This window comes from Paenibacillus sp. Marseille-Q7038, from assembly GCF_965111595.1.
Genome location: NZ_CBCOOM010000002.1, coordinates 1,187,913 through 1,208,618 on the forward strand (window position 1 = coordinate 1,187,913; position 20,706 = coordinate 1,208,618).

20 protein-coding genes are annotated in these 20,706 nt (G+C 41.3%); 11 read left to right on the plus strand and 9 right to left on the minus strand.

Features of this window, described 5'->3' with window-relative positions; all coding sequences use genetic code 11:
• Nucleotide 1: 1 nt before the first annotated feature.
• Nucleotides 2-2,095, plus strand: coding sequence for a polyphosphate kinase 1 (gene ppk1 / locus ACWPWY_RS22805; protein ID WP_454193771.1), 2,094 nt, complete (start codon nucleotides 2-4; stop codon nucleotides 2,093-2,095).
• Here the strand turns inward: ppk1 and ACWPWY_RS22810 are convergent.
• Both ACWPWY_RS22810 and ACWPWY_RS22815 read right to left on the minus strand, forming a co-directional pair.
• On the minus strand, nucleotides 2,070-3,599 hold the full coding sequence (locus ACWPWY_RS22810; protein WP_454193772.1) for a Ppx/GppA phosphatase family protein: 1,530 nt from the start codon (nucleotides 3,597-3,599) through the stop codon (nucleotides 2,070-2,072). The genes ppk1 and ACWPWY_RS22810 overlap by 26 nt on opposite strands.
• A 112-nt stretch (nucleotides 3,600-3,711) precedes the next feature.
• Nucleotides 3,712-3,915 (minus strand): hypothetical protein, encoded by a 204-nt coding sequence (locus ACWPWY_RS22815; RefSeq protein ID WP_454193773.1) that lies wholly within the window; start codon nucleotides 3,913-3,915, stop codon nucleotides 3,712-3,714.
• Nucleotides 3,916-4,111: 196 nt separating this feature from the next.
• Here ACWPWY_RS22815 and ACWPWY_RS22820 point away from each other — a divergent pair, with 196 nt between their 5' ends.
• Nucleotides 4,112-4,771, plus strand: a complete 660-nt coding sequence (locus ACWPWY_RS22820) for a YheC/YheD family protein (protein ID WP_454193774.1) — start codon at nucleotides 4,112-4,114, stop codon at nucleotides 4,769-4,771.
• A gap of 315 nt (nucleotides 4,772-5,086) precedes the next feature.
• A complete protein-coding gene (gene sda, locus ACWPWY_RS22825) occupies nucleotides 5,087-5,230 on the plus strand; it encodes a sporulation histidine kinase inhibitor Sda (RefSeq protein WP_191801994.1) in 144 nt (47 codons plus the stop codon).
• Here the strand turns inward: sda and ACWPWY_RS22830 are convergent.
• Together ACWPWY_RS22830 and ACWPWY_RS22835 are read right to left on the minus strand one after the other, a co-directional pair.
• Complete coding sequence (locus ACWPWY_RS22830) at nucleotides 5,227-5,505, minus strand: hypothetical protein (protein ID WP_454193775.1); 279 nt, start codon at nucleotides 5,503-5,505, stop codon at nucleotides 5,227-5,229. The genes sda and ACWPWY_RS22830 overlap by 4 nt on opposite strands.
• An 85-nt stretch (nucleotides 5,506-5,590) precedes the next feature.
• The gene (locus ACWPWY_RS22835; RefSeq protein ID WP_454193776.1) at nucleotides 5,591-6,592 is read right to left on the minus strand and encodes an NAD(P)/FAD-dependent oxidoreductase; all 1,002 of its coding nucleotides are present in this window, start codon (nucleotides 6,590-6,592) and stop codon (nucleotides 5,591-5,593) included.
• 497 nt (nucleotides 6,593-7,089) lie between these two features.
• On the opposite strand from ACWPWY_RS22835, the gene ACWPWY_RS22840 reads away from it, so the two are divergent.
• Together ACWPWY_RS22840 and ACWPWY_RS22845 are read left to right on the plus strand one after the other, a co-directional pair.
• The gene (locus ACWPWY_RS22840; RefSeq protein ID WP_454193777.1) at nucleotides 7,090-8,280 is read left to right on the plus strand and encodes an NAD(P)/FAD-dependent oxidoreductase; all 1,191 of its coding nucleotides are present in this window, start codon (nucleotides 7,090-7,092) and stop codon (nucleotides 8,278-8,280) included.
• Nucleotides 8,281-8,283: 3 nt separating this feature from the next.
• Nucleotides 8,284-8,535 (plus strand): hypothetical protein, encoded by a 252-nt coding sequence (locus ACWPWY_RS22845; protein WP_454193778.1) that lies wholly within the window; start codon nucleotides 8,284-8,286, stop codon nucleotides 8,533-8,535.
• A gap of 194 nt (nucleotides 8,536-8,729) precedes the next feature.
• Here ACWPWY_RS22845 and ACWPWY_RS22850 read toward each other — a convergent pair whose 3' ends face one another.
• The 3 genes from ACWPWY_RS22850 to hemQ form a co-directional block, all read right to left on the minus strand.
• The gene (locus ACWPWY_RS22850) at nucleotides 8,730-9,443 is read right to left on the minus strand and encodes a transposase (RefSeq protein ID WP_454193930.1); all 714 of its coding nucleotides are present in this window, start codon (nucleotides 9,441-9,443) and stop codon (nucleotides 8,730-8,732) included.
• Nucleotides 9,407-10,048 carry a hypothetical protein gene (locus ACWPWY_RS22855; RefSeq protein ID WP_454193779.1) on the minus strand — a complete coding sequence of 214 codons (642 nt, stop codon included), beginning with the start codon at nucleotides 10,046-10,048 and terminating at the stop codon, nucleotides 9,407-9,409. The genes ACWPWY_RS22850 and ACWPWY_RS22855 overlap by 37 nt, the downstream gene beginning before the upstream one ends.
• Nucleotides 10,049-10,232: 184 nt before the next feature.
• Entirely contained in the window at nucleotides 10,233-10,979 is a 747-nt protein-coding gene (hemQ, locus tag ACWPWY_RS22860) for a hydrogen peroxide-dependent heme synthase (RefSeq protein WP_454193780.1), read from the minus strand.
• A 241-nt stretch (nucleotides 10,980-11,220) separates the two neighbouring features.
• Between hemQ and ACWPWY_RS22865 the strand changes: the two genes are divergently transcribed.
• From ACWPWY_RS22865 to dnaI, 3 genes are all read left to right on the plus strand, one after another.
• Nucleotides 11,221-11,514, plus strand: a complete 294-nt coding sequence (locus ACWPWY_RS22865; protein WP_454193781.1) for a YuiB family protein — start codon at nucleotides 11,221-11,223, stop codon at nucleotides 11,512-11,514.
• A 265-nt stretch (nucleotides 11,515-11,779) separates the two neighbouring features.
• Entirely contained in the window at nucleotides 11,780-13,315 is a 1,536-nt protein-coding gene (locus tag ACWPWY_RS22870) for a DnaD domain protein (protein ID WP_454193782.1), read from the plus strand.
• Between the two features lie 80 nt (nucleotides 13,316-13,395).
• On the plus strand, nucleotides 13,396-14,352 hold the full coding sequence (gene dnaI / locus ACWPWY_RS22875; protein WP_454193783.1) for a primosomal protein DnaI: 957 nt from the start codon (nucleotides 13,396-13,398) through the stop codon (nucleotides 14,350-14,352).
• 129 nt (nucleotides 14,353-14,481) lie between these two features.
• On the opposite strand, the gene ACWPWY_RS22880 is transcribed toward dnaI, so the two are convergent.
• Nucleotides 14,482-14,640, minus strand: a complete 159-nt coding sequence (locus ACWPWY_RS22880; protein ID WP_454193784.1) for a YqzM family protein — start codon at nucleotides 14,638-14,640, stop codon at nucleotides 14,482-14,484.
• 233 nt (nucleotides 14,641-14,873) lie between these two features.
• On the opposite strand from ACWPWY_RS22880, the gene trxA reads away from it, so the two are divergent.
• Nucleotides 14,874-15,188, plus strand: coding sequence for a thioredoxin (trxA, locus tag ACWPWY_RS22885; RefSeq protein ID WP_191802012.1), 315 nt, complete (start codon nucleotides 14,874-14,876; stop codon nucleotides 15,186-15,188).
• A 190-nt stretch (nucleotides 15,189-15,378) separates the two neighbouring features.
• On the plus strand, nucleotides 15,379-17,292 hold the full coding sequence (uvrC, locus tag ACWPWY_RS22890) for an excinuclease ABC subunit UvrC (RefSeq protein WP_454193785.1): 1,914 nt from the start codon (nucleotides 15,379-15,381) through the stop codon (nucleotides 17,290-17,292).
• On the opposite strand, the gene ACWPWY_RS22895 is transcribed toward uvrC, so the two are convergent.
• Entirely contained in the window at nucleotides 17,261-18,970 is a 1,710-nt protein-coding gene (locus tag ACWPWY_RS22895) for a CPBP family intramembrane glutamic endopeptidase (protein ID WP_454193786.1), read from the minus strand. The genes uvrC and ACWPWY_RS22895 overlap by 32 nt on opposite strands.
• 386 nt (nucleotides 18,971-19,356) lie before the next feature.
• Here ACWPWY_RS22895 and ACWPWY_RS22900 point away from each other — a divergent pair, with 386 nt between their 5' ends.
• A complete protein-coding gene (locus ACWPWY_RS22900) occupies nucleotides 19,357-20,688 on the plus strand; it encodes a TrkH family potassium uptake protein (RefSeq protein ID WP_454193931.1) in 1,332 nt (443 codons plus the stop codon).
• The last annotated feature ends 18 nt before the right edge of the window (nucleotides 20,689-20,706 follow it).

Consider the following 20,706-nt stretch of genomic DNA (forward strand, 5'->3'; position numbering starts at 1 on the left):
TATGAAAAAAGAGAACGTGATTCTAGAAAACCGGACGGAACGTGAAGTATATTCCTATTTAAATCGAGATTTGAGCTGGCTCGAGTTCAACCGAAGAGTACTTCAGGAAGCACAAAATGTGGATACACCTCTATTAGAACGTGTTCGTTTCTTATCCATTGTTACCTCGAATCTAGATGAATTTATGAGTGTGCGGGTTGCTGAAACGCGAGAGAAGATGAAGGCAGAGCTGATGAAAAAAGATTTTACCGGTTACACACCAACAGGTCTCTACAAACGATTAATGAAGCGAATTTCGAAAATGATTCAAGAACAGTACCGTTCATATCGGGACCTCCTGCGACAACTCTCCAAAAAAGGCATCGTATTTATGGAGTACACCGATTTGAATGCAACACAGCAGAAGGCGATGGAGCAATATTATCATGATATTGTGTTCCCTGTGCTTACACCTATGGCTGTGGATCAAAGCAGACCTTTTCCACTGGTACATCATAAATTTGTTTATCTCGCTGTCGTTTTGAGGAAGGAAGGAGACGAAAACGAGCTTTATTTTGCTATTGTCCAAGTCCCTTCCAATATCCCAAGAGTGATTCAAGTTCCACTCCGTTCGAACAGTAAGAAAAAATCATTTATCCTTACCGAAGAGTTAATAAAGCATCATATTCATACACTGTTCAGCGGGTACATACCGGAGTCGGTTCATGGCTTTCGGTTAACTAGAAATTCGGATCTTTATATTAATGAAGAAGAAGTAGAAGATTTACTGGAAGAAATAGAAAAAGAGCTAAGACGACGCCGTCGGGGAGCACCGGTATGCCTTGAAGTGGAGGAGGGTATTCATCCAAATGCACTTGCTTACTTGAAGCATGAGTTCGGTATTAAAGACGACCAGATGTTTGAAATTCAGGGTCCGCTGGATCTGGGGTTTCTAGGCAGTTTTGTTGACCAACTCGAAGGTTACAATCATTTGAAATATCCGAATTTGAAACCAGTATATCCAGAAGTCTTTCATACGGACGAAAGCTATTTTAAAATTTTAGGCAGACAAGATGTTCTCTTATATCATCCCTATGAATCTTTTGATGCGGTGACTGATTTTCTGGAAGAAGCAGCAGAAGATCCAGATGTTATGGCCATCAAAATGACATTATACCGGGTAAATGGAGATTCTCGGTTGATTCCTGCGTTGGCACATGCTGCTGAGATGGGGAAACAGGTTACCGTCGTCGTAGAACTTAAGGCAAGATTTGATGAAGAACGAAATATAGCTTGGGCTCGAGAGCTTGAAAAAGCGGGCTGCCACGTTGTTTATGGTTTATTAGGTCTCAAAACGCATGCGAAAATCATTCTGATTGTACGCAGAGAACAAGATACGCTGCGCAGATATGTTCATGTAGGAACTGGTAATTATAATGCGAGCACAGCTCGGGTATATACGGATATCGGTTTATTAACCTCTAATCCTCAGATTGGAGAAGATGCTTCAGAGATATTTAATGATATTACCGGTTATTCAGAAGCTCAGGGGCTAAGGGAAATTCACCTCGCACCCGATGGACTGAAAAATAAATTGTTTGAAATGATTCAGCGAGAAGCAGCAAATGCCAAGAGTGGTAAACCGGCTAGAATTATTGCCAAGGTGAATTCTCTTTCTAATCAAGAAATCATAGACGAACTATATGCAGCTTCACAAGCGGGAGTAAAGATTCAGCTCATCGTTAGAGGAGTTTGCTGCCTGCGTCCGGGTCTTGAAGGGATCAGTGAAAATATACGAGTTATAAGTATTGTCGATCGTTTCTTAGAGCATTCACGTATCTTCTACTTTGAAAATGGAGGAGACTTCGAAGTTTATTTATCGAGTGCAGACTGGATGACAAGAAATCTGGATCGCCGGATCGAGCTCATGTGTCCAGTAAATGACCGCAACCTAAAAGAAATACTGGTGGGTACGCTGGAACTTTCACTTAAAGATAACGTAAAGGCCCGCTTATTATTATCCAACGGAACCTATGTCCTGGTTAATAACAAGGAGCCTCTACTTCGGAGTCAATTTGAAGCGATTCAGATTAAGACTTGGAAGAAATCGAAATAGTCCAATACAAGTGTATTTTCCAAGCTTTTTCTACTTCTTTTTTTATGTCTTCCAGTTCTTTTTGTTCCATAGACGGCATTCTGCGGCAAGTTAAATTTAGCTGCAGGAAGTCGTCTTTTTTGTCTAGTGTCATCGATTCTACGGCAGATCCGCCGCTATCATACAACGCAGAAGCAAGTCTTAGCAGTGAACCGAGACGATTGATTCGTTTATAGTCCTCTGAATATAAGATATCTTGATGAAAATCGATCTCAGCAGGCGTTCGGCCTTTGGGATGATAGTCGGCTATTATGGCAGTGATGATTGTTTCACGGTGGCTCAGGCCCCATACTCCATGGTTCTTAATCCAGTAGAGCGAGTGCTGGCTTGCCCTATGATGCTGAATTTGTTCCCCGATGCGATGCAGCATGGAGGAGGCATACATAATTCGGCTGTCGGATAGCGAGGCTTCCCCTTCAAGCACCTGATACAGCTGCTGCATACAGGAATGGACTTGATTCATAAGCCCTGCCGGGGCTGATGAATGGAAATGCAGTAGATTCCAAATACTCTTTGTTAGTACTTCCTGTTTCATGTAGTCAGGATAGTCTTTTTGCATGAGTTCATAGAAAAGCCCATCCCGAAGCCCGGCACCGCTGACAATGTAGTGTGTAGATTCCAGCCAGTCGAAGATCGTTTGTAACAAAATCACACCAGGAATGATCAGGTCTGCCCGGTCTTTTGATAAGCCGGGTGTTTTTTTACGTTGATCTGAAGGGATATAAGGAAGGGTATCATAAAATACGCGAATATCTTCCGGTTCCATTCGGTAATTGTGCATGACGGGAAGTGAATATTCTTGTTTTTTTTGTACCATCTTAGCTAGAGAACGAACCGTGCCTCCAAGACCAACCAGTGTAAGACCCGGATGCTGCTGTGTCCAAGCATGTTCTTTGAGAAAGGTATGTATGGAACTACGAAAATCGTCTACCATCTCACGACTCCAGTGAGTTGAAGTTCCATAGCGGGCGTGTGCATTTACCGCACCGTATGGAATAGAAAGACTTTCATGATATTGACCGTCTAGAAAAAGAGTAATCTCCGTACTTCCTCCGCCAATGTCAATAATAAATCCGTCAGATAAGGAAATCGATTCAATGACACCTAAAAAGCCCAAACGACCTTCATCTTCCCCAGATATGAGCTGAATTTCCAGGCCGATTTCTTCCTTAATCCACTGGGTTATGTCGTTGCTATTCTGTGCATTACGTATCGCAGCTGTAGCGGCAGCTCTGATGTGAGTTACTTGGTAGCTGGCACATATATCTTGATAACTGCGCAGTACCGGTAGAATAGAGCTGACCGCTTCATAACTGATCGTACCGTCAGTGTTTACCTTTTGACTTAATCTTGCTGCATACTTTTTTTCGTATAAAACTCGATAGGCCCCCATACTCAGCACTTCATAGATTACAAGTCTGATGGAGTTCGATCCGATATCAATGATTCCAATACGTTCAGACATGGGGTAGCACAGCTCCTTCTTTCTTCGTTTTTGTTATTGTAACCGAAAAAGAGATATACGAAAAAACCATCTCTCTTTTCTTTGGAGAAGATGGTTCCCTGTGATCCAATGCTTAAGCGCTAATTAACTTAATGGCTTCTATAATAATTACGGTAAAGACAATGGAAAAGCCAATACAGCCGATTCCAAATCCGATATGTTTTTTATCACGAATAAATTTGATGCCGGTGATAAAGGTAAGAACGGTGACCGCCACAAGTACAGCAGCCATGGCGAAATAGGCAACCCCATAAAAACTTTCGATAAATTGAGCCACGAAGTGAAAAGCTCCTTTCCTAATCGTAATCTATCTCTTAATATAGCCTATCTTAGGTAAAAATCCCAACTCTCATTTCCCTCATAAAGAGGCGTTTCTATAAGGACAGACATACAAGAGAAGAAAGAGTTACAGAAATATATATATATTAGGACTCTATCTGACTTCATTTTTATGTTCTGAAGGAGGGAAACGCATGAATCGGATCATTGGAAGTAAATTGATTAAAACAGAAGTTCTTCAGACAAATCCTTATATCGCAAATCATATCCCAGAAACCGCAGTATTTACCGAGCAACAATTGAAAGATATGTTACAGAAATATGGAATGGTATTTGTTAAGCCCGTACATGGCGGAGGAGGAAACGGAGTTATCCGTGTAAGCAAAGAGGGAGAAAAATATTCTTTTACGAAAATGTCGCATACGTATAGCTTCTCTAGCTATAAAGGAATGTATCGTTCACTTGCGAAAAATAAATTAAAAAGAAGTTATCTGATCCAGCAAGGAATTGCTCTGGCTCGTATTAAGGGACGCCCTATTGACTACCGAGTGAAATTCGTAAAAAAAGAGACAGAGTGGAAGATTACTGCCATGCTTGGAAGACATGCGCGCCCAGGCCTTGTCATAACCAATGTATGTAAAGGAGGAACGCTGCTGAAATGTCGGGAGGCACTACGTCATTCCTTACCTCATATTAATGCTAGAGTGAAGCAGCAAGAGATGCGCAAACTTACCCGGACCTGCACCGTACTTCTAGAAGAAAAGTTCCCAGGCATTGGTGAACTTGGTTTTGATTATGGACTTGATCATTCGGGGAAAATATGGATTTTGGAAGTGAACACTAGACCGCAATAATTTGTATAGAAAGTGATTAGTGAAGATGTAAACTGGGTAATATGATCTGGTATTTCTTCTTTTCTATTCATTTAACTTTAAATCTAGCTAATTTCTTTGATAAAAAATTAAATATATTTTTTTTGAATATTGTTTTATTGTCCTGTGTATAAATATTGTCCACATATCCTTCCTTTTAAAACCTAGTCTTTTTCTATTTATTAACATATTATACACAGGATTTCCACATTTAGGTGTGGATAACAGAACGCTTGTTCTACTTTTTGTTCTTTGATAGAATAGAGACGAGGAAAAAAAAGAAAGGTTGTGTCGGAGATGGCTATGCTTTCAGATGAGATGTTGCTCGATTCTTATCACATGGCAATCGAGCTTCAGCTTGAACGCGATTTCATTGAGTTATTATTAGGTGAGATCCTCAGGCGCGAACTGAACACCGACGTCCCTGCCGTTTTTCATTAGAGATCCTCGTGGTTTGACGGTCCAATATGGCCTGGCACTTCCCATGTTTCTACAGCATATGAAGTTTGCGTCAGACAGTGAGGACAGAACATGAGGTGAATGCAGTAGCCTTTAGCTTCTGGTATCGTAAGATAATCGGAAGATGACACATACGGGCTGTAAGGCCCGGCGTAGTCTTCCGTTAATCCGTAATCCACGATAGGCTCGCCGCAGGTGAGGCAAGGTTGTGCAGCAGGTATATGAAGACCGTTACATAGTGGGCACAAATAAGACAAAGGGTATCCCTCCTGAATGGTTGTCAGGAGTAAGATACCCTTTTTTATTGGTGTATTATTCTTCTAATCACAATTTACCAAAAGATTACATCTTCATATTACTGCTGTGCCCAGGAGATAATTTGGCACTCGGGTCCACATACACTTTGGCATTATTGACCGCTGTAGGTGCTTCACCGAAGCCGACCGCAATCAATTTTAGTTTACCTTCGTAAGTGGTAATATCCCCTGCAGCAAATATTCCAGGTATGCTTGTCTCCATTCGAGTGTCGACAACGATGGAGTTACCCTGAATCTCGATTCCCCACTCAGCAATAGGACCAAGAGAAGAGATGAAACCAAAGTTTACGATGACATCATCGACTTCGATCTCTTGTGTTTCTTTCGTTTTCACATGAGATAGAGTGACTTTTGTAATGCGATCTTCTCCGTGCAACTCTGCAATTTCTGTAGGAGTAATGACATTTACTTTGGAAGCCATCAGATTCTCAACACTATGTTCGTGTGCACGGAATTTGTCGCGACGGTGGATCAGTGTAACTTGTTCAGCAATGGGTTCAAGCATGAGCGCCCAGTCAACAGCAGAATCGCCGCCGCCGCTGATCAGTACTTTTTTACCTGCGAAACGACTTAGATCACTTACAAAATAATGAAGGTTTGTTTTTTCAAAACGTGCAGCGCCCTCAAGATCGAGTCTGCGTGGTTCAAATGCACCAACGCCTGCTGTAATAATTACGGATTTAGCATGATGAACATCTTTGTCTGTCGTAACAACGAAGTGCCGTTCTTCTTTTTTCTCTACAGAAATGACTTTTTCCTCAAGTCTGATGTCTGTATCAAAACGATCCATTTGCGTAAGGAGATTATTCACCAGTTCTCCTGCTGTAATTTTAGGGAAGCCAGCTACATCATAAATGAATTTCTCCGGGTATAATGCGGCAAGCTGGCCGCCCAGTTGAGGCATGCTTTCCACAATTTTTACGGATGCCTGACGCATACCGCCATAAAAAGCAGCAAACATACCAGCAGGACCGCCGCCGATAATGAGCAAATCGGTCATTTCATTCGTAGTTTCAGGGGTCGTCATTTTATAGAACACACCTTTCTCTATATGTTATTGTGAATCAATAACGTCACGGATATCCACGAGATTGTCGATTCTTATGTTTAAAGTCATTTTCATTATAGACACTACCGCAATTTGTTGCAAAGGTCATTTCCACTCTGTTCCTCTGGTATTTCAAGCGGTTGCCTTTCATTTTACCCCACTGACAAGATATATTTTCGCTTGCTATTTTGAGGTTGTATCGCTATCATTTTTGTTGCATGATTTTTTTCTTGATTTTTACGAATTTTCCGTTTATTTTATAAAGTTTTGAAACCTCATGACATAACATGTCGTTTTAATGAATAGGGATAGAACTATATTTGTCTTTAGGTGGAGCCATCAATTTTAGAATAGAAGTTGGAATTATAGGATTGTCTAAGGGCTTTTTTTTGGAATTTATCGCTTTCGCGCGTTAATTTCATGATACATTCTTAGACCTTCTATAATGAGTTGAATGATTTTGGAGGGGTAGGCGCATGAGTAACATTCCTAAGATCGTCATCCTTGGCGCAGGCTATGGCGGTATATTGACCGCACAGCGACTTCAAAAGGAACTGAACTACAATGAAGCAGATGTCACGCTTGTAAACAGGCATGACTACCACTACATAACAACGCATCTGCACATGCCAGCTGCTGGAACGGATACTATTGATCATGCAAGGGTACCCATTTCTAAGCTGATTGACGAGTTCAAGATCGATCTTGTGAAATCTGCTGTTAAAGATATTAGGCCGCACGAGAAAAAAGTAATTCTGGAAGACGGTACCTTGTCGTATGATATTTTGGTCGTCAGTCTAGGGGGAGAACCGGAGACATTTGGGATTCCCGGGATGAAAGAACATGCAATGACGATTCGGAGTATTAACTCCGTAAGGCTAATTCGAGAACATATAGAGTACCAGTTCGCTTGTTATAAAAATGATAATATAGCGAGTCGCCTTCGATTTGTGGTTGGAGGAGCTGGGTTTAGCGGAGTGGAATTTGTATCTGAACTGGCAGACCGCTTACCCCGACTATGCAAAGAGTATGATGTAGATCCAGAAAAAGTTGAACTTTATAATGTCGAGGCAGCTCCCACCGCGCTTCCTGGCTTTGATAAAGAACTAGTAGAGTATGCGATGGATGTACTTAAGAATAAAGGGATTATTCTTCGAATCGGTGTACCGATAAAAGAGTGTTTTGCCGGTGGTGTCCTCATTGGAGATGGTGAACGAATTGAAGCTTCTACCGTCGTGTGGACGGGGGGAATTCGAGGGAACAAGCTGATCGAGAATGCAGGATTTGAGGTGACACGGGGACGTGTCAAAGTAGATGAGTATTTAAGAGCGCCAGGTTACGATCATATTTACATTATAGGAGATAGCTCACTCGTACTAAACAAGGATGGCCACCCTTATCCACCAACGGCTCAAATTGCTATGCAGCAGGGGGTTAATTGTGCGAAGAATATAGCACTTTCCATTCGCGGGAAACATCTGAGCAAGTTCACATTCAGCCATAAAGGAACGGTGGCTTCACTCGGTAAAGGGGAAGCGATAGCTATTGTGAACGGGAAGAAGTGGAAGGGATGGAAAGCAGCACAGCTGAAAAAAGTAGTGGATATTCGCTATCTATATGTTATCGGCGGTATACCGCTCGTACTCCAAAAAGGAAGGTTCTTTTAAACGATGAGACATTGCAGTGTACAAGTAAGGGGATTACTCAAAAGAGATGAACTGGATCGATATCATGCCTTAATGGAAGTGGGTAGTTACCTCGAAGAGCAGGATAAGTATGATCTGTCCTATATCGTACAAAAAGAAATCGACATTCTAATATTACCCGCTATTGAAAGGTTAAAAGAAAAAGGTCGTGACCGAGATCGGGCCACAGCTGAATTTCTGGAGTCTTTAAAGAAGATGGAAGAAGAGAATGACTAAACGAATAAACATGCAAAAAAAGGATGCCGTATGAGGGCAATGTCATTTAGTTAAGCTTTAAAGACAAAACCTGAATTAAATTTAAAACGGCACGGGGAAAAGTCCTGTGCTGTTTTTTTTGGTGTAAGTAAAAAAAGCGCACAGCAAACAAAGCGGATGAAATATCCGCTAAAAAAAGTTTGTGTTGAAATGGATTATGCTACTCTATAGACGAAGCTAACAACGGATCTATACCGGATTTTTCGTGTATTCTTCTGCCCTTGACGAAGGGATCGAATCGGCAACATGTTTTTACGAATCAGTGCTTCCAAATCGGGTGGGGGTTCATCGTCTCGTAAGCGCAGAAAATGTCTACAAACGTAAACAGCGACTGTAAAGTTGACTTGGTAGGGGTACCGTTTATCCATTTGGGAAATGACTACATGCGAGGTAATCATTTCAGCAAAATTGTACATGATCATTTTTGCGAAAATCTCTTGGGTGATGGATTCTTGTCTCTTGGCGTGAAAATTTGTCAGACCAACCGTGTATTTTAATGCTCTGAAAGAGGTTTCAATGCCCCAGCGCATGTTATAAATCGATTTGATTTCATCAGGTGGGAAATCAGTAGCAGAAAGATTGGTAATGATCGTTTCATAAGTACCACTCGGCAGGATAAAACGAACAACCCGAAAGGAAATTGGATAAAACATGCGCTCATGCAAATCCAAAAAATCAAATGTAGAAGTGGAAGGGATGAACTTGTAAATCTCGGGTTGAGCCTTGACCTTTTTGGTTTGTTTTTTGGTGAGTGTCCGATGAACATCAATATCAAACTCTCTACTAGATGGCAGACGTAACCCCGAAAGAATACCATTGGAGTTTACATCTTTTACTCGTATGGCGTAGTTCCAGCCTTTGCGTTCAATATGTGCGAAGTTATTGTAACTTTCATAGCTCGATCGGCAATAACAATGGCTTTGCCTTGGATAGGAGAACGGTCAACCATATCTGCCATTGCCCTTCCCTCGTTGCACAATCTTCGTGGCTGAACAAGGGCATCCACGTAAAGTCTGTTACAAAGGTCATAGGTCATGTTCAAATGCGACAGGTTGTAACCTTTCGTGTTCGGTCCACTTTGAAAATAGGTATCTGTGTCCGCAGAGTTCGTTGCGATATGCAAATCCGAACCGTCAACGGCAAGTAATCGATACCCACGATAGTGCTTGATATCCGTAAACAAACGCGTAAATTCATGAAATAAAAATTCTACAGCAGACGGTAGTATTTTATTTCTCTGTTGGACAAAAGCGGACGTGGTTGCAGTGTTTACATCATAGCCCTCTGATTCCAAGAGCTCCTTATAAATACTATTGCCACCCATTGAGATTAGAAGTTGCATGACTGTTTCAAAGGGTAGTTTTTTCTTTCTGGTAAAATCTGTTTCAGGGTTTTTGACAAGGTGCAGGTGCACTGACATTTCTTGTATAAGGGATGTCAGTGATTGTTTTAGTGAATTTGCGTACTCGTTCATTGGCGTAACCTCCTTGTCTCAAGGGGCTTCGCCACACATTTCCACATGCTTGTCAAGTCTCATTTCTCGTTTGTTCACAAAAAAGAGCAGGTTATCTTTTCGATAACCTGCTCTTTTAGCAGGCGCCTTAACTAAATGACATTGCGTATGAGGGCATCCTTTTTATTATATGAGTTTATTTACATTATACTTTCAACATACTTTCGAAAGATTCCAGATTCAGCAGACTACCCACGTAGAAAGATCCGAATTCACCGTAACGTGCACTAACCTCGTCAAAACGCATCTCGTAAACCAGTTTTTTAAACTGAAGAGCATCGTCGGCGAAGAGAGTAACGCCCCATTCCCAATCATCGAAACCAACAGAACCCGTAATAATTTGTTTTACCTTGCCTGCATAGCTTCGTCCAATCAAACCATGACTTCTCATCATCGCTTTACGCTCGTCCATAGAGAGCATGTACCAGTTATCGCTCAGATCACGCTTTTTATTCATTGGATAGAAACAAATATATTGTCTTTTTGGAAGAATCGGCTTCAGACGTGCTACAATCTCGGGGTTTTGCATCGGATCAGCGTCTTTACCAGCGAGGTAGTTACTCAGTTCTACTACACTGACATAAGAGTAAGCTTTGGTTGTGAAACGAGCAAAAGTCGTTTTGTTAAATGCATTTTCCAGTGCATTCAAGTCTTCCAAAGATTCACGTAAATGCATCATTACAAAATCAGCTTTTTGACCAATGATCGTATATACGGCAGAACTGCCTTTGCCAGCTTCTTCAACAGAAGTCCACTCTTGTAAAAATTCTTGGAGATCGTCTAAAGCAACAGCGCGTGCTTCCTCATCAGCAGAACGCCAAGCGGACCAGTTAATCGATCGGAAATCATGAAGAGCATACCAGCCTTCCAAAGTCGATGCAGCTTCGTTCATTTGTTTCACTCCTATATGATATTAAATTTTGTATATCAGATTATTTCATATATTAAATCAATGATTCTATTGTATCAAAGGCAGAAGGAGCAGGGCAAATGAAGATCTGATTTAAAGTCGGTAAATACGCGGGAGGTACCTAGAAAGTTCATTGCGGGGACACATTTTTTCGGTTACACTATTTATTATCTGTTATGGATGGTAGTTCATGATTTGGTAGAAAGAAGGAGGATGTAAGCGAATGCAGTTTTTACCTGTGCTCGTGCTTATGATCTTGTTTTTTGTTATGATGTTTGGCATCGGTTTTATTTTGAACATGCTGATGAAAACGACTTGGTTTCCTGCTTATCTATTTATTATTGTCCTTATACCTATTGTCATCTTCTCCATGTGGGATCGAAGCAGCAGCTTTGGTACACATATGAGTTCTTATGGACCTGTTGATTATTTAATTGGACTCAGCGGTGTGGCGGGTGCCATTCTTAGTGGATGGACGATCCAAAAACTACGTGTAGGCGGCTACAAAATGTTTTGATTTTACCCTATTTTTTGTGAGTATACTTGCCCTCTTTTCATATGATGAGAAGAGGGTTTTGTCATGAATGTCTTCCCTTTTCATAGAATAGTAGAGTACAATGAAACACCCTATTTCAAAAACAGAGGGAATGTGAACATTTGTCAGATAAGAGGGAATAGCGGAAAGATTAAGCAGGGATTTTGGCTATATTTGAAGATTTAAGCCGGCCCTTTTTATGATAGAATAGAGTTCACTACAAATCGGAGAGAAGGAGTAATGAGCAATGCGCGTGAAGAATATGCTTCACTTTACAGAAAATCATCGTTACTGCGTTTTCCGTGAGTTTGGCCTTAGCAGCCTGGACGAACGGATGCTCAGCTCTGCCTATCAGCCGATGGTAGGCGCTTTTGCCATCAGTTTGTACCATTTGCTGTTTCAGCATGTAAGAGCTGATCAGATTGGTTACTCAGGGATGGAACAGCAACGTAAATTATTTCTGACTTTGGGAATTGACCCAAGTGAGAAGGGACGATCGTTCCTGATGGAACAGACTTCGAAGCTAGAAGCGGTCGGCCTTTTACAAACATCACGGGTTTATGTACCAGAGACAGATGAATATACCTATGAATACGAGCTTAGTCCACCGCTTTCTCCTGGAGAGTTTTTTAGGACACAGCATTTGACTTTGCTTCTCAGAGATCGAATTGGCAAGTTTGCCGTGCTGGCTTTGCGGTCCCAGTTATGGACAGAAGATGCACCGGATGTTGGTATGCCTGCTATGAATAAAGAAAATATTTCGGTCCCTTTTTATGAGATTTTCGAGCTAAATACGCATGTAATTGATTATGAGCTTGAACAAGCTTTGTCCGAAGTATCCAGTGGGAGAGCCGACCAAGCGATCGTATCTGTACCGGAAGAAAGCAAACTGAACTATTCCGATATTATTCTTCGGTTTCCGAAGGAATCGGTGAATCGTCGTCATGTGGAACATCTTAGATTTGATACAGAACAGCTGGGGATTATTAATTATGTAGTTCATAAATACAGCTTAGGAGTTCAAGATGTATGCCGATTGCTTGATGAAGATGGTGTATTTAATCAGCAAGGCGAGGTAATCTTGGACCGGCTTCAGCAACTGGCGAGTCAGACATTCCGGCAAGGAAAGAAACGGAAAGAAGAACAGAGTATCCATGCAGCCAAAGTGGTTAATCTTCGTCAGGTAGCTCAGAGTGAACAAAACGATGAACTGCCTGTTGAACATGTCGTTGAAATGGAGTACTATCTGGAGGTTCCACCTCAGTTTGCGACCAAATGTGACATTCATCAATATAATATGATGCTTAGGAACGAGCCTTATTTACGTCTGTTACAAACTTTCTTCCCAGGTTCTGTTCCGGATAATCTGATCGATATTTTTGAAAAGGTTGATCTGAGCTATAAGCTGCCAGCAGAAGTGATCAATGTGCTTATCCATTATCTGATGACCATGCTTGTAACGGGCAGCGATCAACGAATTAATCGTAATTTCGTGGAAGCCATAGCTTCAAATATGCTGCTAAAACAAGTTTATACTTATGAAAAAGCAGTTCAATATATTCGGGATCAAGCAAAAATAAAGGGGAACAAAGAAAAAGCGGGAGCTGGAGAACGGACTTCTAAAACGAGTCGTCCTCGTTCATATCAACAGCAGGCAAGATCAAAACCCGAGATTCCTATTGTTCAAGATACAGGCAGTAGTGATGTTGTAAGTGAGGAAGAACTGGAGGAAATGATTCGTTTTGCTGAGGAAATGCAGGCGAAACGAACTACTTTTTCTTGAGTATTGGTCATTTATGCTTGACTGAGCCGAGCGAATTTAATTAACAATCTAAGAAAGAAAGGTGGGCGCAAACTATACCTATGGAATCATTAGGCCCCATTTTGCAACAGTTGAATCCATCCTTTCGTCAGCAATCGAAGCGCATTGAAGACCAGGTTAAAGCAGATCCATATGTGCAAAAGTTTAGGGAAGAACATCCTGAAGTGGATGATATGAAGTTTAAGCTCTCATTAAGCAAATTTTATCAATACGCCAAAGACTGTAATCATTGTGCCAATTGTCCGGGACTTGCGAATTGCCCCAATGATTTTCAGGGTCATTATTCCAAACTTTCGGTTGAATATTTTAATGGACAACCTGAAATTATAGATAAGAAGACTCCTTGCTCTCTGCAGCTGAAAAGCGAACATGACAAGCAGGTAAGAGAGCGAATCCGCAGTTTCTATGTGGATGAGCGTACTTTAAGTGAAGGGTATAATGTCGCAGAGATTTTACGTAAAGATCTCCAGCGTGCTCCTGCTGTGAATAAAGTATTCCGTTATATCAATGATACGAAGCAAAATGGATTATCTCCAGAAGGACTCTACCTGGAAGGAAGTTTCGGAACAGGGAAGACATTTTTAATGGGGTACTTGCTTCATGAGCTTGCTCTTCTTGGTTATACAGGTGTGATTGTCTATATGCCTGATTTCGTGGAAGATTTGAAATCCATGATCCAAGAAGGACAGAAGCTAAAGGAAACAACGGAAATTTTAAAAAATTGTGATTTGCTCATTTTCGATGATATCGGGGCAGAGAACTTAAGTCCATGGGTACGGGATCATGTTCTTGGCTCCATTTTGAACTACCGAATGAACCGTAAACCTACGTTCTATACTTCCAATTACAGTTTGGAAAGTTTGGAACAACACTTGAGTTTCACAAGCAAGGATGGGGAAGAAAGATACAAAGGACAACGACTCATGGACCGTATTCGGCCTTTTGTTGAAGTTGTTCCTGTGCGCGGAGAAAATCAGCGGGGGAAAAACAAAGAATAAGGCAGATTGTACGTTAATTTGTTGAAAAGTGAATAATAAATCGCTCTGAGCAGCAAAATAAACAAAGTCTGATCCTATCTCTTAATAGAGAAAAGAATCAGACTTTGGTGTCTCCTGGATCTTCGGTTCTTAACTGATCAGGAATTTAATAATGACCATTCCAAAAAAGATGACCGTCATGAACAGGAACATGCCAATGAACCCGCCCAAAAGATCGAATAAATCATTACGAGGTTCTTCATTCTTGTGGGAACGTGGATCGTAAGGACGAAGCACTTTTGGTTCCATGATGGACCCTCCTTCATAAGACTGTATACGCTGCAGTTATTTCCTATAACAGCGTGTACGAATTTCTTCAAGTATAACGGTTATAGGAAGATTTTGTAAAGAATTTGTAGGGATAGGAAATAATCAAACGTTTCGCATTACACATCGTTATATGCTATAATAAAGTAATCGTTTATGATAACGATAAGGTGTTTAAATAATACTTGTGCATTATATAGAAGGAGGACTTTCTCATGGCTATTGTAAATGTATCCGATCAATCCTTTAACACTGAAGTTGAAGGTACAGGTACGGTTCTTGTAGATTTCTGGGCGCCTTGGTGCGGTCCTTGTAAAATGCTTGCTCCGATCTTAGAAGAGCTAGCTGCTGACGTTGGAGATGACGTTAAAATTGCTAAGGTGAACGTAGATGAGAACCCTGAATCTGCTTCCCGTTTTGGCGTTATGAGTATCCCAACTTTGATTCTGTTCAAAGATGGCCAACCTGTGGATAAAGTCGTTGGACTGAACTCCAAAGAAAACCTGAAAAACCTGATTTCCAAGCATTAATACTGCTTGTGATGAGGGGAACGCCTCTGGCATTTGCCAGGGGCGTTTTTTATGTAAACCATAGGCTTCCACTTGAATAGAAGAAACAGAAGTTATACTATTATATAGGAACATGTATTCGACAAATGAATAAGGTGAGATCCTTTATTTTATATATATAAGCAATTCATGGTTAGGAGGGGAAACCGCGATGGATTCGCATTTGGAGAGCATAGAAGAACAAGAAAAGGCGCTTGAGAATATCAGGCATAAGCTCGCTTTACTTCCGGATCTTCCCGGCTGCTATCTCATGAAGAATGCACAAGGAACGATTATTTATGTAGGTAAAGCTAAAGTTTTGAAGAATCGCGTACGGTCTTATTTTACAGGCAGTCATAATGGAAAAACACAAAGACTTGTTGCAGATATTCGCAACTTTGAATATATTGTCACCAATAGTGACAAAGAAGCGTTGTTACTTGAGCTTAATCTCATTAAGAAATATCAACCGAAATATAATGTGCTTTTAAAAGATGACAAAACCTTTCCTTATCTAAAAATAACAAATGAACGTCATCCTAAGTTAGAGGTGACTCGGAGAGTTCTCAAAGATAAAGCAAAGTATTTTGGTCCCTATCCGAACTCCTATGCTGCTCATCAGACGAAAAAGCTGCTCGACCGGATGTATCCACTTCGTAAATGTGGTGTTATGCCTAAGGACGTTTGTCTTTATTATCACATGGGTCAGTGTATGGCTCCTTGTGTGAAAGAAATCCCGAAAGAAACGTACGAGGGCATTAGTCAGGAGATTGGGTCTTTTCTTAGCGGTGGTCATGAAGAAATAAAAAAAGATTTAGAGAGAAAAATGCATGAAGCCGCAGAAGATCTTTATTTTGAACGGGCAAAAGAATTGCGTGATCAGATTATGAGCATTGATGCCCTTATGGAGAAACAAAAAATTACGACCGCGGATAATAAAGACCGGGACGTATTTGGTTTTGCTGTGGATAAAGGTTGGATGTGTGTTCAAATTTTATATGTCCGCCAAGGGAAAATGATTGAACGACATGTCACGACTTTTCCGTTCTATGGGGATGCGTACGGTGATTTTATATCCTTCGTAACGCAGTATTATAGTGACAATCCTGCATTACCTAAAGAGATTCTGCTACCAGTAGCAGAGGAAATGGACCATAAGGAAGATCAAGAAAAGGATGAAGCCGCAGAATTATTGAGATCCGAAAATGCGGAATCAGTTGGAACGCATGACCCTATTTCTGCAGCTGCGCTTTTGCAAGACTGGCTTGGTATTAAAGTCCTTCTGCCAAAACGGGGACTCAAACGTCAAATGGTAACTATGGCGATTCAGAATGCGAAAGTTTCTCTTGATGAGAAATTCCGTTTAATTGAACGGACTGAAGAACGAACATCCAAAGCAGCAGAACGCTTGGCTGATGCACTTGGACTACCGTCTTTAAGACGGATTGAAGCGTTTGATAACTCGAATATTCAAGGTTCAAATCCAGTATCCGGTATGGTTGTATTTATTGATGGAAAACCAGAGAAGAAAGAATATCGGAAATATAAGATTCGGTCCGTACAAGGGCCTGATGATTATGAGACCATGCGTGAAGTTATACGGCGCCGATACGAAAGGGTGCTGAAGGAAGGTTTGAAGCAACCTGACTTAATTATCGTCGATGGTGGAAAAGGTCAAATATCAGCGGCTCAGGAGATTTTGCATGATGAGTTAGGGTTATTTATTCCGGTTTGCGGACTTGTAAAGGATGCAAAGCATAAGACTTCGCAGCTGATGAAGGGCGATACCTACGAAACGGTGCAGCTTGCCCGCGATAGTCAGGAATTTTATCTTCTTCACCGGATCCAAGAAGAAGTTCACCGCTATGCCATTACGTTTCACCGTGAGCAGCGCGGCAAGTCCATGGTTGTCTCTAAGCTGGATTCCATTCCAGGAATCGGGGAGAAGAGACGCAAGATGTTACTCAAACATTTTGGTTCTTTACGCAAAATGAAAGAGGCCAGCATTGAAGACTTCCGGCCTCTTTCCATTGGTGATAAACTAGCCAAACAAATTATTGATTCTCTTCAAGATGAGGAGCCGTGAATAACGGCTTCTTTTTTTTAGGTGCGGGATTAAATCGATAAATAATGTAACCCACAATAGCAGGAAGAATGATCCAGAAAACGCCGGCGAATACATTTACTGCATCCATCATTATAATCAGGCTGACTCCCATGAGAATGCTGTTAAATATGACGTGACTAAACATGGAAGTAATAAATCCGTACCGTATCATAATAAAACTGAATACCAGTCCGATAATGGTAAGTTCAATCGGTCTTGTGATGACAGGATAGATTGGGTACAGCGTATGTCCCATTGCCCAGATCACAGAAGTGATCAGACTTGCGAGAATGGTGCTGCGCACCATTTTTTTGAACATACGGATACCGAATAGACGATATACAGCTTCTTCCCCAATGCCAGCCATCCAAGCAAGCAGAGGCATAAGCCATGGGTAGAGCATATTATACGGTGACTGGCTTGCATCAGTTGTAGACCAGGAACCGAGGCCCTTTTCCAAAAAGATAAAAATAATGGATTGGAGTCCTAAGAGAGCGAATGCCCAGAGATAACCGGAGAACATACTGTTCAGTACATAACGTCCATATCCTTTTTCATTGGCCTGCGGCCATAAGTTAATTCCATCTTTACGCCAGAGTCCATTACCAGCCACAAGGGAAAAGTACACGAGGCAGGTCATCGACAACGTAAACAATGCTTGTATGCTGAGCAGAATGATAAACATTGCGGTTGAATATCCCTCTGCCTGAAACGTGGGAAGCAGGTTAATGGTACCGATCATGGTGAACAGGAAATACAAAATGGATAACCAGATTCCTCTTTTAAAAGAGGTGTATGCTCGGGTACGGACACTGTAGATAATGGCGAGTACACCAAGCAATAAGGTAAATAAACCGTATCCGGCAAGCGTCATGATTGTGGCTTGAGACGTTTGTTTTTCTACATAGGCTGTATGAGTTGCTGGAACAGAGAACTGAGGCTCGTACGAACGTATTTCTCCATTTTCAAAAGTGAATCGAAGTTCAAGAACAGAGTCGCCAATTTTCATGGAAGGATCGGTATAGATAAGGCCTGTATCCGACTCATCCGTATTTTTCAGGTTCAGCTTGCTGGGTGTATAGCCTGCAACGGCCAAGATCGGAGCAGCCAGTTGCTGTTTTTCCGATAAGGTAATCCCGCCTTCTGCCATTCGGTTAATTAGCAGTGCTTCTTCTACTTGAGATGCGGGAAGCACTTCGGGATCCACATAAGAAGAAGCAGGGAATTCATGAGTGTAGCTAACGGGCATTCCCGTATTCATATGTACATCGACAGTCACCTGTCCACCTTCTGTATCTGGTATCCTTACACTGTACACATCATAAGGATACTGCTGCTTAAACTTTTCGTTATAAGAAACAAGCAGTTCATTATCTACAAGATAGCCGTAGAGATCGGAATGAGACTTATAGGTGACAAGAACATCTTCATAAGAGACATTTTCTGTTGTTATGCCTACTTGCTGCTGTGCATAAGGTAGAGCTGCTTCATAAGCTTCTTGTTTCGTTATTACCTTCTGCGTTTGCTGTTCAGTAGACTGCATGGCAGTCCCTGGTAAAATCTGTAAGACAACAAACAAAATAAGGCCGATAGCTCCCAGTACTCCAAGCCGTTTAAAATGGGGCGTAAGCACAAGGGGTTGCCCTGTTCGATTCATGTTATTCCTCCTTGTAATTTGCAGGTAAATCGCCATAATTCATTTACTGTAAAGATAGCATAGCCACTTAGTGAAAGCGAGTGGGTTGAGCAAATCCATGATAAAGCGTTTATAAGCTTGTAAATATTCAATAATGTCTTATAATCTAATCTTTCTGAATGAATTTATGCTAATATGAATGAATTTCTTCCAAATTATCGGTTCTTTCATTTTGTGTTCATGATTGGGGAAGACTTATAATCGGGGTTGAACTTCATATGGTCATGGGCAGACTGAATCTTAAAAAGTGAAAACAGGGAGAACCATTACCTAGAGCTATACAAAATTGCTCGGAAAAGGTTCTTTTTTTAATTGAAGAAAATGAATGAGGTGAACATGTGTTTAACATGACCTCCCGTATTTTTAAATTGAATCCGCCGCAAACATTGGTGCTCGGTTTTGCAGCTATTATTTTGGTTGGCACATTGCTGCTTATGCTTCCAATGGCTAATACGACGGGGGAAAGTCTAGCATTTATTGATGCTCTTTTTACGGCAACCTCGGCAACGTGTGTAACGGGACTCGTCGTACTGGACACGGGTAATTATTTTTCTACATTTGGTCAAGTGGTGATCGCTGTATTAATTCAGCTTGGCGGTTTGGGGTTTATGACGATGACCACCCTGATTGCTATTGTCTTTCGTAGAAGGATATCTCTGCGGGAGCGACTTATTTTGCAGCAAGCTTTAAATCAGAATTCCATTGAAGGTATTGTGAAACTGGTTAGAAAAGTGTTGGTTTATTCCATTAGTATAGAGCTGATTGGAGCACTAATTCTAACAATACGCTGGTCTTTTGATATGCCGTTTGGCAGAGCCCTTTATTTTGGAGTATTTCACTCGATCTCTTTGTTTAATAATGCAGGGTTTGATTTGTTTGGTGAATTCCGCAGTTTAACCTTGTATGATGATGATCTGGTCATCAATATCGTAAGCATGGCTATTATCATTCTTGGCGGTCTTGGATTTGTTGTTTTGTCTGATTTAGTCGGGATTCGTCAGATTAGAAAATTATCATTACACTCTAAAGTAGTCATCTCGGTGACTTCGTTTCTTGTTGTTTTTGGAGCGGTCGTATTTTTTATTCTGGAGGTTACCAATCCTAGGACACTGGGACAACTGGATGCGGGGGGCAAAATACTCGCTTCTTTCTTTCAGTCAGTAACGACTCGGACAACGGGGATGAATACGGTTGATATAGCAGGTCTCCGGCAGGCAACTCAGTTTTTTATTATTATATTGATGTTTATCGGGGCTTCCCCAGGATCTACCGGCGGCGGAATAAAAACGACCACCTTTGCGCTTCTCATCGGTGCGGTCATCTCCATGGTTAAAGGACGCGATGACGTGGTGATGTTCCGTTATCGAATTCCACAGGAACGAATATTTAAAGCATTAACGATCACGATGTTATCTTTGGTTGTCGTTATTGGAGTGACGATGATTCTATCAACAACAGAGGACAGTCAGTTTCTAGCTATATTATTCGAAACCACCTCTGCATTTGGTACAGTCGGTCTCTCCATGGGTCTTACTCCTGAATTGTCGATGATTGGGAAATTACTGATCAGTTTAACGATGTTTGTGGGACGTCTTGGTCCGATCACCCTAGGATATGCACTTAGTAAAAAGAATAAAGAACTATACAGGCACCCTGAAGGCAAGATCATTATAGGGTAAGGGAGTTATTAATATAAA

Bases quoted from the DNA above. Each gene is read 5' to 3' on its own strand.
- ACWPWY_RS22855 (WP_454193779.1), bottom strand. From the start codon at position 10,048: ATGAACGAGTACGCAAATTCACTAAAACAATCACTGACATCCCTTATA.
- sda (WP_191801994.1), top strand. From the start codon at position 5,087: ATGGCTATGCTTTCAGATGAGATGTTGCTCGATTCTTATCACATGGCA.
- ACWPWY_RS22870 (WP_454193782.1), top strand. From the start codon at position 11,780: ATGCGCGTGAAGAATATGCTTCACTTTACAGAAAATCATCGTTACTGC.
- ACWPWY_RS22820 (WP_454193774.1), top strand. From the start codon at position 4,112: ATGAATCGGATCATTGGAAGTAAATTGATTAAAACAGAAGTTCTTCAG.
- trxA (WP_191802012.1), top strand. From the start codon at position 14,874: ATGGCTATTGTAAATGTATCCGATCAATCCTTTAACACTGAAGTTGAA.
- ACWPWY_RS22880 (WP_454193784.1), bottom strand. From the start codon at position 14,640: ATGGAACCAAAAGTGCTTCGTCCTTACGATCCACGTTCCCACAAGAAT.
- uvrC (WP_454193785.1), top strand. From the start codon at position 15,379: ATGGATTCGCATTTGGAGAGCATAGAAGAACAAGAAAAGGCGCTTGAG.
- ACWPWY_RS22895 (WP_454193786.1), bottom strand. From the start codon at position 18,970: ATGAATCGAACAGGGCAACCCCTTGTGCTTACGCCCCATTTTAAACGG.
- ACWPWY_RS22900 (WP_454193931.1), top strand. From the start codon at position 19,357: ATGACCTCCCGTATTTTTAAATTGAATCCGCCGCAAACATTGGTGCTC.
- ACWPWY_RS22835 (WP_454193776.1), bottom strand. From the start codon at position 6,592: ATGACGACCCCTGAAACTACGAATGAAATGACCGATTTGCTCATTATC.
- ACWPWY_RS22840 (WP_454193777.1), top strand. From the start codon at position 7,090: ATGAGTAACATTCCTAAGATCGTCATCCTTGGCGCAGGCTATGGCGGT.
- dnaI (WP_454193783.1), top strand. From the start codon at position 13,396: ATGGAATCATTAGGCCCCATTTTGCAACAGTTGAATCCATCCTTTCGT.
- ACWPWY_RS22845 (WP_454193778.1), top strand. From the start codon at position 8,284: ATGAGACATTGCAGTGTACAAGTAAGGGGATTACTCAAAAGAGATGAA.
- ACWPWY_RS22865 (WP_454193781.1), top strand. From the start codon at position 11,221: ATGCAGTTTTTACCTGTGCTCGTGCTTATGATCTTGTTTTTTGTTATG.
- ACWPWY_RS22810 (WP_454193772.1), bottom strand. From the start codon at position 3,599: ATGTCTGAACGTATTGGAATCATTGATATCGGATCGAACTCCATCAGA.
- ppk1 (WP_454193771.1), top strand. From the start codon at position 2: ATGAAAAAAGAGAACGTGATTCTAGAAAACCGGACGGAACGTGAAGTA.
- hemQ (WP_454193780.1), bottom strand. From the start codon at position 10,979: ATGAACGAAGCTGCATCGACTTTGGAAGGCTGGTATGCTCTTCATGAT.